Annotated in this window: 12 protein-coding genes; 10 read left to right on the forward strand and 2 right to left on the reverse strand. The window is 61.8% G+C overall.

Going from position 1 to position 14,459, the window contains the following annotated elements; all coding sequences use genetic code 11:
• Positions 1-73: 73 nt before the first annotated feature.
• Positions 74-541 (reverse strand): tRNA (cytidine(34)-2'-O)-methyltransferase, encoded by a 468-nt coding sequence (locus tag VSX42_RS08845; RefSeq protein WP_326503939.1) that lies wholly within the window; start codon positions 539-541, stop codon positions 74-76.
• Positions 542-690: 149 nt separating this feature from the next.
• On the opposite strand from VSX42_RS08845, the gene VSX42_RS08850 reads away from it, so the two are divergent.
• The 10 genes from VSX42_RS08850 to secA all read left to right on the forward strand — a co-directional run bounded on the left by VSX42_RS08850 (position 691) and on the right by secA (position 13,554).
• Positions 691-1,923: a cysteine desulfurase family protein gene (locus VSX42_RS08850; protein WP_326503940.1), complete on the forward strand. Its 1,233-nt coding sequence runs from the start codon at positions 691-693 to the stop codon at positions 1,921-1,923.
• An 86-nt stretch (positions 1,924-2,009) separates the two neighbouring features.
• Positions 2,010-3,203 carry a tRNA 2-thiouridine(34) synthase MnmA gene (mnmA, locus tag VSX42_RS08855; protein WP_326503941.1) on the forward strand — a complete coding sequence of 398 codons (1,194 nt, stop codon included), beginning with the start codon at positions 2,010-2,012 and terminating at the stop codon, positions 3,201-3,203.
• 79 nt (positions 3,204-3,282) lie between these two features.
• Positions 3,283-3,663, forward strand: coding sequence for a chorismate mutase (locus tag VSX42_RS08860; RefSeq protein WP_326503942.1), 381 nt, complete (start codon positions 3,283-3,285; stop codon positions 3,661-3,663).
• Between the two features lie 61 nt (positions 3,664-3,724).
• Positions 3,725-4,831 (forward strand): hypothetical protein, encoded by a 1,107-nt coding sequence (locus VSX42_RS08865; protein ID WP_326503943.1) that lies wholly within the window; start codon positions 3,725-3,727, stop codon positions 4,829-4,831.
• 68 nt (positions 4,832-4,899) lie between these two features.
• Positions 4,900-5,583: an MtrAB system response regulator MtrA gene (mtrA, locus tag VSX42_RS08870; RefSeq protein WP_326503944.1), complete on the forward strand. Its 684-nt coding sequence runs from the start codon at positions 4,900-4,902 to the stop codon at positions 5,581-5,583.
• Positions 5,584-5,586: 3 nt separating this feature from the next.
• Entirely contained in the window at positions 5,587-7,290 is a 1,704-nt protein-coding gene (mtrB, locus tag VSX42_RS08875) for an MtrAB system histidine kinase MtrB (protein ID WP_326503945.1), read from the forward strand.
• Positions 7,280-8,974, forward strand: coding sequence for a GerMN domain-containing protein (locus VSX42_RS08880; protein WP_326503946.1), 1,695 nt, complete (start codon positions 7,280-7,282; stop codon positions 8,972-8,974). Before mtrB ends, VSX42_RS08880 begins: the two co-directional genes overlap by 11 nt.
• Before the next feature lie 68 nt (positions 8,975-9,042).
• Positions 9,043-9,849: a hypothetical protein gene (locus tag VSX42_RS08885; RefSeq protein WP_326503947.1), complete on the forward strand. Its 807-nt coding sequence runs from the start codon at positions 9,043-9,045 to the stop codon at positions 9,847-9,849.
• Between the two features lie 172 nt (positions 9,850-10,021).
• Positions 10,022-10,669 (forward strand): ribosome hibernation-promoting factor, HPF/YfiA family, encoded by a 648-nt coding sequence (gene hpf, locus VSX42_RS08890; RefSeq protein WP_326503948.1) that lies wholly within the window; start codon positions 10,022-10,024, stop codon positions 10,667-10,669.
• A 233-nt stretch (positions 10,670-10,902) separates the two neighbouring features.
• Positions 10,903-13,554, forward strand: a complete 2,652-nt coding sequence (gene secA / locus VSX42_RS08895) for a preprotein translocase subunit SecA (RefSeq protein ID WP_326503949.1) — start codon at positions 10,903-10,905, stop codon at positions 13,552-13,554.
• 102 nt (positions 13,555-13,656) lie between these two features.
• Here the strand turns inward: secA and hisN are convergent, their stop codons facing one another.
• Entirely contained in the window at positions 13,657-14,451 is a 795-nt protein-coding gene (gene hisN, locus VSX42_RS08900) for a histidinol-phosphatase (protein WP_326503950.1), read from the reverse strand.
• Between the last annotated feature and the right edge of the window lie 8 nt (positions 14,452-14,459).

The following is a 14,459-nucleotide window of genomic DNA, read 5'->3' on the forward strand; positions in this document are numbered from 1 at the left end:
CTTCGCTCACGAGGCAATTCACGCCAGCCCCGAGCCAACAGCTTCGCTGTGAGCCTGCAGAGCCTTTTTGCGACTAAATTGCTCCACCTGCAAAGCCGTGCTGGCGCCAGGCCTCAAACACCGCAATTGAGGCGCTGTTGGCCAGGTTGAGAGAGCGGCGGCCCGGAACCATCGGAATCTTGACCCGCTGGGTAACGTGCGGGTCATTCTGTACGTGCTCGGGCAACCCGACCGATTCGGGGCCAAACATGAGCACATCGCCCTCTTGGTAGTCAATATCAGCGAAGTTAGTGGTGGCCGTGGTGGTAAAAGCAAAGACGCGGGCCGGGCCTAGGGCCTCCCAGGCGTCCTCGAGGGTCTCGTGTACGGTCATGACCGCTAGGTCGTGGTAGTCGAGGCCAGCTCGGCGCAGGTTGGCGTCCTCAAAGTTAAAGCCCAGGGGCTTGACCAGGTGCAGCTCTGCACCGGTGATAGCTGCAAGACGAATCGCGTTACCGGTATTGCCGGGAATTTCTGGGGTATAAAAAAGAATCTTGAACACCCCAACAGTTTACGCGCCCGCCGCGAAATAAAAGCGCGCTGGGAGCTGTTGAGAGGGTGAAGCAGTCCATAGCCTGCCCCAAGAAGGGGGGGGGAGTATGATGGAAGGCTGAATTGTTTTGACCAATCGCCACGGAAAGGCCAGCGCCCATGCCCCGGGTCTACCTGGACCACGCCGCCACTACCCCCATGCTCCCTCAGGCTATCGATGCCGTGGTGGAGCAGATGAAAATTGGCGGCAACCCCTCATCCCTGCATTCAGCGGGCCGCTCTGCTCGCGCTACCGTCGAGTACGCCCGCGAACGTATCGCGCGGGTCGCCGGCTGCGACGCCGCCGAAATCATCTTTACTTCCGGTGGTACCGAGGCAGATAACCTGGCAATCAAAGGGCTCTACTGGAAACGCCGCGAAGCCAACCCGGCTGCGAACCGCATCATTGTTTCGGGCATTGAGCACCACGCCGTGGGCGATGCCGTTGAATGGTTGCAGGCCCACGAGGGGGCAGAAGTGAGCTGGATAGCTCCGGACGCCAGCGGTGTCGTCAGTGCCGAAGCGGTTCGGCAGGCGGTGGGGCAGAACCCAGAGACGGTTGCCCTGATGACCGTTATGTGGGCCAACAACGAGGTAGGTACCGTGCAGCCCGTCGCAGAAATCGCCGCGGTAGCTGCTGAACTTGGCATTCCCTTTCACACGGATGCCGTCCAGGCCTTTGGCACCCTGCCGGTGAGCTTCAAGGAATCCGGCGCCACCACCATGGCGATTTCAGCCCACAAAATCGGCGGGCCCATGGGAATCGGCGCCCTCATCGCCACCCGCAGCGCCCAGCTCATGCCCATACTCCACGGCGGCGGGCAGGAACGTTCCGTGCGCTCAGGAACCATTGATGCTGCCTCCATCGCGGGCTTTGGTGCAGCAGCTGCCGAAGCAGGGCAGAACCTGCTCGCCGAAGCAAGCCGTCAGGCCGAGCTGCGGGACCGCCTGATCGAGGGCGTCCTCGCGGCTGTTCCCGAAGCGCAGCTGCGCGGGGCCGCCCCCGAAAGCACCCAGGACCGAGCAACCGGCACCTTCAATCGCCTGCCGGGCAACGCCCACTTCACCTTCCCGGGCTGCGAGGGCGATTCCCTGCTTTTCTTGCTCGATATGGCAGGGGTGGAGTCGTCCACCGGCTCAGCCTGCAACGCCGGGGTGCCCCGCCCCTCCCACGTCCTGCTGGCTATGGGGCTGAGCGAGGACGAGGCCCGCGGCGCCCAGCGCTTCACCCTGGGGCACACCAGCACCGAGGACGACATCACTGCTCTCCTTGCCGCCCTCCCTGGCGCCTGGGCCCAAGCCAAAAAGGCAGGTATGGCGGGCCACGCCCCGGACGCCGCCCGCTGGAACTAGCTCGATAAGGCGGTAGCCCGGGCAGGCACCTGGCCGCGTCCTGCTGAGCCCATAACCAAACTTTTATTGATACTGAGGACAGACTAATGAAAATTCTTGCTGCTATGAGCGGTGGCGTGGACTCGGCCGTTGCCGCCGCCCGCGCCGTTGAGGCCGGCCATGAGGTGGTCGGCGTGCACCTGGCGCTCTCCCGCATGCCCGGCACCCTGCGCACCGGCTCCCGCGGCTGCTGCACCATTGAGGACTCCATGGATGCCCGCCGGGTCTGCGACCAGCTGGGGATTCCCTTCTATGTCTGGGACTTCTCCGAGCGGTTCAAGGAGGACGTGGTCGATGACTTTATCTCCGAGTACGAGCACGGCCGCACCCCTAACCCCTGCATGCGCTGCAACGAAAAGATCAAGTTCGCGGCCCTGCTGGAGAAGGCCGTTGCCCTGGGCTTTGACGCTGTGGTCACCGGCCACTACGCCAAGGTCATCACGGACGAGAACGGCAACCGGGAGCTGCACCGCGCTGCCACCTGGGCTAAGGACCAGTCCTATGTTCTGGGTGTGCTGACCCATGAGCAGCTCAAACACGCCTGGTTCCCCCTGGCCGATACCCCCTCCAAGGACGATGTGCGCGCCGAGGCCGCCGAACGCGGCTTCTCGGTAGCGAAGAAGCCCGACTCCTACGATATCTGCTTCATTCCCGAGGGCGATACCCGCGAGTGGCTCGAAGAGCACATCGACATGACTGAGGGTGATATCAAGGACACGGACGGACGCGTACTCGGCAAACACCGCGGGGCCCAGGCCTTTACCGTGGGGCAGCGCAAGGGCCTGGCCATTGGGCACCCTGCCCCCGACGGTAAGCCCCGCTTCGTGCTAGAAATCCGCCCCAAGACTAACGAGGTCATCGTGGGCGGTAAGGACCTGCTCGAAATTGATGAGATTCGCGGTATCCGCGAAACCTGGGCCGGTTTGCCCGTAGAGGAAGCTGCTGCCTTCCTGGCCGAAGAGCCCGTAGAAGGTGCCCGTTCGGCACCCTTTGACGTCACCGCCCAGGTACGGGCCCACGCTGACCCGGTGCCCTCGACCGCCCACCTGGAATGGGTCGTAGACGATGAAGCAGCTGAGCCCGGTGCCCTGCGCCTGGAAACCGTGGTGCGCCTGCACGAGAAACTGCGTGGTGTTGCTCCGGGGCAGACCATGGTGATTTACCAGGGCACCCGTGTGCTGGGTCAGTCCACTATCGCCCGCGCTTACAGCCTCGATCGGGCTGATATCACCGCTAACTAGGCATACCGTTACGAGTCCACAGGGTGAAATCTGCGGGCTTGCCCCTGCAAACAGCACCTGAGGTTTTTAGACTAAACACATGAACACAACTCCGAAGGCCCACGACGTGCAGGCCCACGCTGACTTTGATACCCGCGCCACCTCGATGACAGGGGCTAACCCGGCAGTATTGGAGGAGCTGTTTACCATGCGCCAGACCATCGACAACATGGATGCAGCCCTGGTGCATATTCTTGCTGAGCGTTTTCGCGCAACCCAGCGCGTCGGCCACCTCAAGGCTGAACACTCTCTGCCGGCGGGGGACCCGGGGCGGGAGGAAGCCCAGATTAAGCGCCTGCGCTCGCTGGCTGAAGCTGCCCACCTTGACCCGGAGTTTGCCGAGAAGTTTCTGAACTTCATTATTTCTGAGGTTATACGGCACCACGAGAAGATTGCGGCTGAGGCCGAACAGAAGTCCTAGCCACTCAACTTTCAGCCCGCAATGCTACAGCCACCGGTAGGTGGCAGAAAGAGTTCCCTCTATGCCTGCTTCTAGGCCTGCTCGCCCTGTTCTCTACCTGCCGACCGATGCCGAAATGCTGGCTGCCCGTAAGGACCTAGAGAGTCCGCTGACCTTTGAGGAGCACCTGACGGTTGGGGCTACCGGCCTTGGCCCCTGGGCTGGGAGTGATGTGCTTGATGCGGTGACCCGTATCCGCGGTGAGCTGGGGGAGCCCCATATCAGCTACCTGCCGGAGCTAACCGACCGAGGCTACCGGGCAACCCTGCTGGCACGGTCTATCGCGGCCCTGGAAGGGTTGAGCGCGGACGGTACCGCCGCAGGCTGGCGGCTCACTGGCGGCTACGCTGCTGAGGGGGAGGCTGCCAGGTCGCTCCTGGAATCTGATATCAATATCCTGGCGGACGTTGTGGGGAAGGAGAGCGGGGCTGCTCCCGGAACCATCAAGCTGCGTCTGCTGGGGCCGTTGAGCCTAGCTGCCAGTACCTACTTAACCAGTGGCGAGCGCGTCCTCTCAGATTATGGTGCTCGGCGCGATGTTGCTGAGGCCCAGCGAGCTGGTTTTCACGGTGTGGTGAAGCTGCTGCGGCAGGCTGTGCCCGGCGCGCAGGTGCTGGTGCAGGTAGAAGAGCCTCTGCTGGTCGAGGTGGTGGCAGGTCAGCTGCCGACTTCTAGCGGCTACCGCGCTCTGCGGGCTGTGCCGCGACATGAGCTGGTGGCCCTGCTAGGGGCCCTGCACGAGGAGCTGGAGGGCTTGGGCGCTCAGATTGTCACTCGGGCTGATTATGTGAAGCTGCACCCTGAGGTCAGGCAGACCCTTGCCATCCCCCTGCTGTCGATGGCGGCTCAGCCTACCTCGGCCTGGGAGACGCTAGCCCCCCGTCTAGAAGCTGAGCGGGGGCTTTATCTAGAGGTTGTTGATCCGTTGGTTCGGGTGCCTGCTGGCGACCTGGCCCGGGGGCTGTGGCGTACCTGGTCGGACCTTGGGTTGGGGAAGAAGCTTCTCAACCAGCTGGTACTGACCGAAACCGGTAGCCTGGCTGCCACTGACCCGCAGCGGGCTACTACTGTTCTGGGGCACCTGACCGAGACAGCCCGTGCCCTGTCCGAAATCGCCCAAGATGCCTAAACCGGCTCACTGCCTAACCCCGGTACACTAGGGGAAGGCCCAATGTGAATCCCACCAGGAGACCCACCGTGAAAGAAACCATTCTTGTAGTTGATGACGACGACGCCCTGTCAGAGATGGTCGGTATCGTGCTGGCACAAGAGGGCTACGAGACGGTCTTCTGCGACGCCGGTGACCGGGCCTTTGAGGCTTTTGCCACCCACCACCCCGACCTGATTCTGCTGGACTTCATGTTGCCGGGTATGGATGGTATTGAGGTCTGCACCCAGATTCGCGGGGAGTCAGACGTGCCCATTATCATGCTGACCGCCAAGGGTGATACCGAGGACGTGGTCAAGGGGCTAGAGGCTGGCGCCGATGACTACATGACCAAGCCCTTCAAGCCCGCTGAGCTGCTGGCCCGCGTCCGAGCCCGACTGCGTCCGCGCGAAGAGCGCCATAACGAACCTTTGCGCATCGGTAACCTCACCATTGACCTGGCGGGGCACACGGTGAGCCGCGAGGGTGAAACGATTCAGCTCACCCCCCTCGAATTTGAACTTCTGGCGAACCTGGCCCGCCAGCCCGGCCAAGTCATGACTCGTGAGGCCCTGCTGGGCAATGTGTGGGGCTACGAAAAGACCGTCGATTCCCGCCTGGTTAACGTGCATATTCAGCGTCTGCGCGCCAAGATTGAGCGCGACCCCGAGAACCCCGAGATCGTGCTGACCGTGCGCGGTGTGGGCTACAAGGCCGCAGCAGGCCAGCGCTAAGCAGTGGCTGGTACTTCACCTCGCGCGTCCGCTCGGACTACCGCCCCCGCAGGCCCCTCCCGGGTCTACGGGCCCCTGGCCAGTGCCCGCAGGCTCTGGCAGCAGTCCCTCCAGCTTCGAGCTGTAGTGGCCGCGGCCGGCCTGCTGCTGGTGGCTTTCATCTTTGTGGGCTCTTTTATCTCCCACCAGATCGCTAACTCCCTCTTCCGCGGCAACCTGGAGCAGGCCCTGGAAGAGTCATCGGCCGGTTTTAGTAACGTGCAGACCCTGATCAACGGCTCTGACGCCACCGGCCGTACCGAGATTCAGCGCGATGTCTCGCGTTTCTTGACCGTGCTTGAGAGCAGTAGCGCCGACAGCAACCGCAACTGGGTGCTTCTTAAGGACATGAATGCCACCACCGATGGCTTTATTGTGGAGCAGGCCCAGAGTAGCGAGGTCACGGTCAGCGACGTGCCCGAATCACTAGCCCAGAGCGTGAGTGAGGGCACGGGGATTTACTGGCAGTCATCGAGTATTACCTCAGCGGACGGACGCCGCACCCCGGTACTGGTGGTCGGCACCAGTATCTCGATACCCCAGAACCCCGACTACTCCCTCTACCTGGTTTATAACCTGTCGACCTCCCAAGCGACCGTGCAGTACATCAACCTGGTGGTCTGGGTGGGCTTCGGTGTGCTCCTGGTGGTGGTGCTGACCATCGTGTGGATGATTGCCCGCTTCGTGATCCGCCCGATTAGTTCTACCGCTATCACCGCTGAAAAACTTGCAGCCGGTGACCTGGATCAGCGTGTGCTGGTGCGCGGCCAGAACGAGACAGCGCGCCTGGGGATGTCTTTTAACCGTATGGCTGACTCCCTGCAAGACCAGATTTCTCGCCTTGAGAAGCTATCAACCATGCAGCAGCGCTTTGTATCTGACGTGTCACATGAGCTACGTACCCCGCTCACCACGGTGCGCATGGCAGCCGATATGCTGCACGATAACCGCGACAACATGGAGCCCCTCTACAAGCGCTCCACCGAGCTGCTCTATAACCAGGTGGACCGCTTCGACTCCCTGCTGGCCGACCTGCTCGAAATTTCCCGCTTCGATGCCGGCTCCCAGACCCTCGATACGGTGTCGGTTGATTTCATGGCCGTGCTCGATGAGGTCCTCAAGGCCGTAGAGCCCCACCTGATGCGGACCAACACCAGTTTGACCGTGCATACCGATCACACCGAGATTATGGTCGATATGGATCACCGCCGCATTGAGCGAGTGCTGCGCAACCTGCTATTCAACGCCGTAGAGCACTCCGAGGGTCAGCCCATCGACGTATACGTGGACGCCACCGAAAGCACCCTGGGCGTTGCCGTGCGTGACCACGGTATCGGCCTGAGCCCCGAAGAAACCGAGCAGGTCTTCAACCGCTTCTGGCGGGCTGATACCTCCCGCAAACGCACCCTGGGCGGTACCGGCCTGGGGCTCTCTATCGCCGCCGAGGACGTCCGCCTGCACCAGGGTACCCTCGAAGCCTGGGGCATCAAGGGTCAGGGAGCCAGCTTCCGCATGACCATCCCCATTGACCAGGACGTGCCCATGGGCCCCTCCCCGGTCTTGCTGAGCGGCGAGCCGCTGCCCGCGCCGTCCGCTCCGGCTACCGGTGCCACCCCGACCGTGAACCCCGACGCCTCAAATCCCTCGGAGCCCACCGTTGAACCCTAACCTTACCCGGCGGTCAGCCCTCGGCCTGGCCCTGAGCTCTCTCGCAACCCTCACCGCCTGTGCCGCTATCCCCACCGACGGCGAAGTCAACCACTACGCCGACCCCCAGGCTACGGGCAGCACCTCCACCAGCGGCAACTCACCCGAAGGGCCCACCCCCGGGGCCCGGCCCACCGAGATCATCGAGGGCTTTTTGCACGCCGGGGTAGGGGTGAAAGATGACTACAGCGTAGCCAGGCTCTACCTGACCAAAGACCTAGCCCAATCCTGGAAGCCGGACGGGCGCACCCTGGTCTATAACTCATCCTTCACCACGACTTCCGTCAGCGACTCAAGCTACCTGGTCACCGTGCCCACAAGCACTCTGGTTGACGATAAGGGCCTGGCTACCTCCTACACCACGGTGGCTGATACCGAGGTGGAGTTCACCCTGCGCCAGGTTGACGGGGAGTGGCGTATCTCATCCGCTCCCGACGGAACGGTGCTGAACAGGAACGAATTCGCGGACGTCTTCAACCCCTTCACTCTCTATTTCTACGACCCCACCTACACTTACGCTGTGCCCGATGTGCGCTGGTTCGCCGAGCGCACCACGGTAGCTACCTCCTTGGTGAGGGTGCTCCTTGAAGGGCCTGCCCCCTACCTCACCGGGGCTGTTGTGACCGCTGTACCGGCCGATACCAGCCTGACCCGTAACTCCGTCCCCATCGAAAACGGGGTGGCTGACATCCAGCTCTCCGGGGGCACTTCCCTCACCGCAGCCAGCGCCCTCGAAACCGAGCGCCTACGCACCCAGCTCACCCAGACCCTCACCAACCTCGCCTCGGTCACCACGGTGCAGCTCACCATCAACGACCAGATCGTTGCGGCCCCCACCCTCGAAAACTACCGGGAACCGGCAGTTAACCCCGAAGCCGCCGGCAACATCGTGGGTATCGAAGATAACCGCCTGATCGCCCGGGCAACCCTGGACGATGCCGCCAGCCAGCAGACCATCGTAGAGACCTCGGCCCAGGCCCTCATTACCCTACCCGCCATGAACTACACCCGTAACTACTACGCCTACACCAATACCGGGCAGAACGAGATCTGGCTGGCTAACTCCAACGGTGCCCGCTCGGTCTACCGGGGCACCCACGTTCTAGGGCCCTGTTTTGACCACCAGAACTGGCTCTGGGTGGGGGAGCAGGACGGCTCTGTACGGGTTATCGCCGCAGGCCAGGAAGACAGCGCTGCCCGCGAGGTCACCAGCTGGATTGAGGGGGAGCTCCTGCAGAGCATCTCTATCGCCCGCGACGGTAGCCGGGCCGTACTGGTCACCTCGGCAGCCGACGGAAGCAACTATGGGGCCTGGGTCTCGGCTATCCGCCGGTCGGCAGACGGTACCCCTACCCAGCTCCTTGACCCGGTGCGCCTGGGCGCAGAGATTAACCCGCGCGGAGCGGAGTGGGTCAGCGACGTGGAGGTCTTCCTCTGGAACACCGATACCACCCAGACCGAACTGGTCTCCCTGACCGGCGAGAACACCCAGTACGATTCCCTGCAAGGCATTACCCGCATTGTTACCGGCAACGGCATTGACCAGGCGGTTGCGATGACCCGGGATGGCGGGCTCTACATCGTAGCCGGGCTGAGCTGGACCCGCATTGAAAGCAGCCTCAGCGAAATCAACTACGCCGGCTAAGAGAAATGGTCTGGACCACTTATCCCCAGCCCTGGCAGGTAGCTGCCTGACCCCGCCAGACTGGGGGTATGACGTCCGCCCACCCTCTTCTGCCCGATATACTGACCAGCTGGCGGCAGACCACAGAACTCTTCTTTCCTAGGGTCTGCGCCAGCTGCCAGACCTACGGGCCCAGCATGCTGGCGTCCGCTGCCCTCTGCCCCCTCTGCGACCGGCTGGTGCGTCTAGCTACCCTCAACCTGCAGACCATTACCCTGCCCGGCGCACAGCTGCCGGTGGTGTCTGCTGGCCGCTACGAGCACGAGCTGGGGCGCTGCGTCCTGGCCTATAAGGACGCCGGACGCACCGACCTTAGCCCCTACCTCGCCTCGGCCCTGGCCCGGGCCACGACCTGCCTTCTAGAGCTGAACCAGGGCGAGCTGGATCCCGCTGAGCCTATCTTCCTGGTGCCCCTGCCCTCCAGCCGGGCCTCGGTGCGCAGGCGAGGCTATGCCCCAGCCCCGCTCCTAGCCCGCGCAGTGCTACCCCTCCTGCGCTACCCGGCACCGGTCAAGGTGGCGGACGCGCTCGCCCAGGTTCCTGCCTGGAAGCGGGGAATAGGCGGCGCCAAAGGTGCCCAAGCCCAGAAAACCCTGGGCCTCGAAGAGCGCCACCGGCAGATGCAGGGAAAACTTACCCTGGGCAAGCCTGCTCTGCACCAGCTGGGGCGCTACTACCGTCTAGAGGGAACCAGCTGTCTGCTGATTGACGATGTGTTCACCACCGGAGCTTCCCTGAAGGAGGGCTACCGGGTGCTTACCAGCCAGGGCGCCACCGTGCTGGGAGGGGCAACGATTGCCTATGTTCCCAAGCGGCAGCCATATAGCACAGGGTGAGGTGGGCCACCAAAATATTGAGTCCTTCCTGTGAAAAGAACCGTAAAAGGCTTAAAAAAATGACTTAGACCACAAAAGGGCGTAGAGTTGCGTTAAGGAATCCACAAGATAGATTCCCCAATACCCGGCAGTCACAGGGCCGGGTATTCACCCCCTGAGAATGGAGGGAATTGTGGAACTCAACATCACCGGCCGCAACGTCAAAGTAAGTGAACGTTTGCAGGAACACGTTGAAAGTAAAATCACCAAGTTCGAAGCCCTCGGCGACAACGTAACCGACATTGAAGTCAAGTTCACCAAGGAAGGCCAGAATGGCCCCGCCGCGATTCGAGTGGAAATCACTGTCGTCGGCCGCGGCCCCGTGCTCCGAGCAGAAGCAACCGGTCAAGATAAGTTCGCAGTTTTCGACGAAACCTATGGCAAGCTCCTAGAACGCCTCCGCCGTGCCCGCGACCGTCGCAAGACCCGCCGTGCAGGGGGCAAGCACCCCATTTCGCTCTCAGAAGCCACTGGTTCACTGCCCGTCATCACCGACCAGGTCGCCCTCACCGAAATTCAGACCGAGGACCTGCCGGTTGAAGAAGCAGCTTTTGCTGGCGAATACGACCTGCACGAAGAAGCTGACTCACCCATCGAGATTCGTCAGAAGAGCTTCCCCGCCGACCACCTGACCCCCGAAGAAGCGGTTGACCGCATGGAGCTGGTTGGCCACGACTTCTTCCTCTACGTCGATAAGGCAACCGGATCCCCCGCAGCGGTCTACCGCCGTAAAGGCTGGTCCTACGGCGTCATTACCCTCGAAGAAGGTACTACCGACTAAGGTCGGTACCCGCCCGGACTAGGGCCCTCTGCCGTACCCCCTACCGCAGGTAGGGGGGGCGCAGGGGGCCCTGCCCTGTGCCTGGCCCTACCCCTCTGTGAATCTAAAAGGTAGGCCCGTCAAGCCCACAGGTGAACGGCCCCAGCCCGTTTGCGGACTAAACTAGAATAGAGTGAGCACGGTGGGCTCACCCTGCCCACCCCTAAACCAAACCAATCAAGGAGCAAACTTCAGTGGCATCTCTCTTGGAAAAGCTACTCCGCAGCGGAGACCAAAAAGTCCTCAAGCAGCTGCGTGCTTACACCGATGCAGTGAACTCACTCGAAGACAGCTTTGTTGCGATGAGCGATGCAGAGCTACGCGCTGAGACCGACGCCTTCCGCAAGCGCGTTGAGGACGGCGAGTCACTGGACATTCTGCTCCCCGAAGCTTTTGCTGTGGTCCGCGAAGCCTCAAAACGAACCCTGGGCAAGCGCCACTACGATGTGCAGCTCATGGGTGGCGCCGCCCTGCACCTGGGCAATATCGCCGAAATGAAAACCGGTGAGGGTAAGACCTTGGTCGCCACCGCTCCTGCCTACCTCAACGCCCTCTCCGGTAAGGGTGTGCATGTGGTGACCGTTAACGACTACCTGGCTGAGTACCAGGCTAACCTGATGGGCCGTGTCTTCCGTTTCCTGGGTATGGAGTCGGGCGTTATTCTGGCGAACCAGACCCCCGATGTGCGCCGTAAACAGTACGAAGCCGACATTACCTACGGCACCAATAACGAGTTTGGCTTTGACTACCTGCGTGACAACATGGCCTGGACCAAAGAGGAACAGGTACAGCGCGGCCATAACTTTGCCATTGTCGATGAGGTTGACTCCATTCTGATCGACGAGGCCCGTACCCCGCTGATTATCTCTGGCCCCGCTATGGGCGAAGCTAACCGCTGGTACGGCGAATTTGCCCGTATCGCCCGCACCCTGGTGGCCGGCGAAGACTACGAGGTCGATGAAAAGAAGCGCACCGTGGGCGTGCTCGAATCGGGTATCGATAAGGTTGAAGACCACCTGGGCATCGATAACCTCTACGAGTCACAGAACACCCCCCTGATTGGCTTCCTCAATAACGCTATTAAGGCCAAGGAACTCTTCAAGGGCAACAAGGACTACGTCGTAATGAACGGCGAAGTCATGATTGTTGATGAACACACCGGCCGTATTCTGGCAGGCCGCCGCTACAACGACGGCATCCACCAGGCTATTGAGGCCAAGGAAGAGGTCGAGGTCAAGCCTGAAAATCAGACCATGGCGACCGTGACCCTGCAGAACTACTTCCGCATGTACGACAAGCTCTCGGGTATGACCGGTACCGCTGAGACCGAGGCTGCCGAGTTCATGAACACCTACGAGCTGGGTGTCGTGCCTATTCCGACTAACAAGGAAAAACAGCGCATCGATCAGCCCGATAAGGTCTACAAGAACGAGATTGCCAAGTTCAACGCGGTGGTCAAAGATATCGAAGAGCGCCACGCTACCGGCCAGCCCGTGCTGGTAGGTACCACCAGCGTCGAGAAGTCCGAGTATCTGTCTAAGCTCCTGATGAAGGCCGGTATTCGCCACGAGGTGCTCAACGCGAAGAACAATGCCCGTGAGGCTGCCATCGTGGCCCAGGCTGGCCGTAAGGGTGCTGTCACCGTGGCGACGAATATGGCAGGCCGCGGTACCGACATTATGCTCGGCGGCAACCCCGAGTTCGAGGCCGTTGAGACCATGAAGACCCTGGGGCTTGACCCCAAGGAGAGGACTGAAGAATACGAGGCTAAGTGGCCCGAGGTGCTCGCCGCAGCAGAGCAGGCCTCTGCTGCCGAGCACGAAGAGGTCAAAGAACTGGGCGGTCTCTACGTGCTGGGTACCGAGCGTCACGAGTCCCGCCGCATCGATAACCAGCTGCGCGGACGTTCGGGCCGCCAGGGCGACCCCGGCGAGTCCCGCTTCTACCTGTCACTGTCTGACGACCTGATGCGCCTCTTCAATGGCCAGGCAGCTGCCCGCCTCATGGCTGGTGCCCCCGATGATACCGCTCTGGAAGCTAAGATTGTTTCCCGCGTCATCGCCAACGCCCAGGGCCAGGTCGAGGCCCGTAACGCTGAGCAGCGCAAGAATGTGCTCAAGTATGACGATGTGCTCAACCGTCAGCGTGAAGCCATGTACAAGGATCGCGCCCAGATTCTGGCAGGGGATGACCTCAAGGAACAGATTGCTAAGTTCCGCACTGAGGTCATCACCTCAGCAATTGATGCCCAGGTGGGCGAGGGCCACGCCGAGGACTGGGACTTCGAGAAGCTCTGGGAGAACCTGCGCACCATCTTCCCGGTTACCATTACCCCAGAAGACCTGGCTGAAGAAGCTGGCGACAAGACCAAGGTCACCCGCGACCAGATTGTGAAGGAGGTGCTGGCTGACGCTGAGATGCAGTACGGCGAGCGTGAAGAGTCCGTGGGTGAGGACGCCATGCGCGAGATTGAGCGCCGCGTGGTGCTCTCGGTCATCGGTAAGCGCTGGCCTGAGCACCTCTACGAGATGGACTACCTCAAGGAAGGTATTGGCCTGCGCGCTATGGCCCAGCGTGATCCCCTGGTGGAATACCAGCGTGAGGGTTATGCCCTCTACCAGAGTATGATGGGAGGTGTTCGCGAGGAGACCGTGTCGATGCTCTACAGCGTAGACCTGTCGAAGCAGCGTACCCAGCAGTCGAAGATTCAGCTGAAGATTCCTGCCCAGCCCAAGTTCCTGCAGTACTCAGCTCCCTCTGAGTCTGGTAAGACCGAGGTGCATACTGAGGCCGTGAACGACCGTAGCAACGAGCAGATTTCGATTCTGAACCAGCGTAAGAAGTAGCTCAGCAGAAGAACCTAGACCAAAGGCCCCGAATCCTTGATATAGGATTCGGGGCCTTTGGTCTAGGTTGAAACGTTTTCCCGGTACCGTGAGAACCCGGTTTTAAAGGGTCTTGTCGGTCCCCAGGTAGGAAAGGACGGCCTCATGCAGGTGGCCGTTGGTGGCTAGGGCGTTGCCGCCGTGGGGGCCGTCTGCTCCTGCCAGGGAGGTGAAGCGTCCGCCTGCTTCGGTCACGATGGGGACCAGGGCTGCCATGTCGTAGAGGCCGAGTTCGGGTTCAGCGGCGGCGTCGACGACGCCCTCTGCGACCATCATGTAGGACCAGAAGTCGCCGTAGGCTCGGGTGCGCCAGACTGTGTCGGTCAGGTCGATGAAGTTATTACGCAGGCCCAAATCGCGCCAGCCGGTGAGAGATGAGTAGGAGAGGGAGGCGTCCTCGAGCTGGGCGACAGAGGAGACCGAGATACGGGTGGCCTTGGCGAGGGAGCGGCCGGTGTAGGCGCCGGTGCCTTCGGCTGCCCACCAGCGGCGTTGGAGGGCAGGGGCGGAGACGACGCCGACGACGGGCTTGCCGTGGTCGAGCAGGGCGATAAGGGTAGCCCAGACGGGCACGCCGCGCACGAAGTTCTTGGTGCCGTCGATGGGGTCGATGACCCACTGGCGGGGAGAAGAGCCGGTTTCCCCCAATTCTTCACCCAGCACCGAGTCACGGGTGCGGACGCGGGAGAGCTGGGAACGGATGAGCTGTTCGGCTTCGCGGTCGGCGTCGGTGACGGGGGTGAGGTCGGGTTTGGTGTCGACGGCGAAATCGTGGGAGGTGAACTTGGCCAGGGTGAGGCGGTCTACCGCATCAGCCATGATGTGGGCTAAGCGCAGGTCGTCGGTGTAGTTAGTCATGGTCTCGT

Origin of the sequence: Rothia nasimurium (genome assembly GCF_035916755.1) — a bacterium.
GTDB lineage: Bacteria > Actinomycetota > Actinomycetes > Actinomycetales > Micrococcaceae > Rothia.

Coding starts and splice junctions, on each gene's coding strand:
- VSX42_RS08850 (WP_326503940.1), top strand. CDS start 691: ATGCCCCGGGTCTACCTGGACCACGCCGCCACTACCCCCATGCTCCCT.
- mnmA (WP_326503941.1), top strand. CDS start 2,010: ATGAAAATTCTTGCTGCTATGAGCGGTGGCGTGGACTCGGCCGTTGCC.
- VSX42_RS08860 (WP_326503942.1), top strand. CDS start 3,283: ATGAACACAACTCCGAAGGCCCACGACGTGCAGGCCCACGCTGACTTT.
- VSX42_RS08865 (WP_326503943.1), top strand. CDS start 3,725: ATGCCTGCTTCTAGGCCTGCTCGCCCTGTTCTCTACCTGCCGACCGAT.
- VSX42_RS08885 (WP_326503947.1), top strand. CDS start 9,043: ATGACGTCCGCCCACCCTCTTCTGCCCGATATACTGACCAGCTGGCGG.
- hisN (WP_326503950.1), bottom strand. CDS start 14,451: ATGACTAACTACACCGACGACCTGCGCTTAGCCCACATCATGGCTGAT.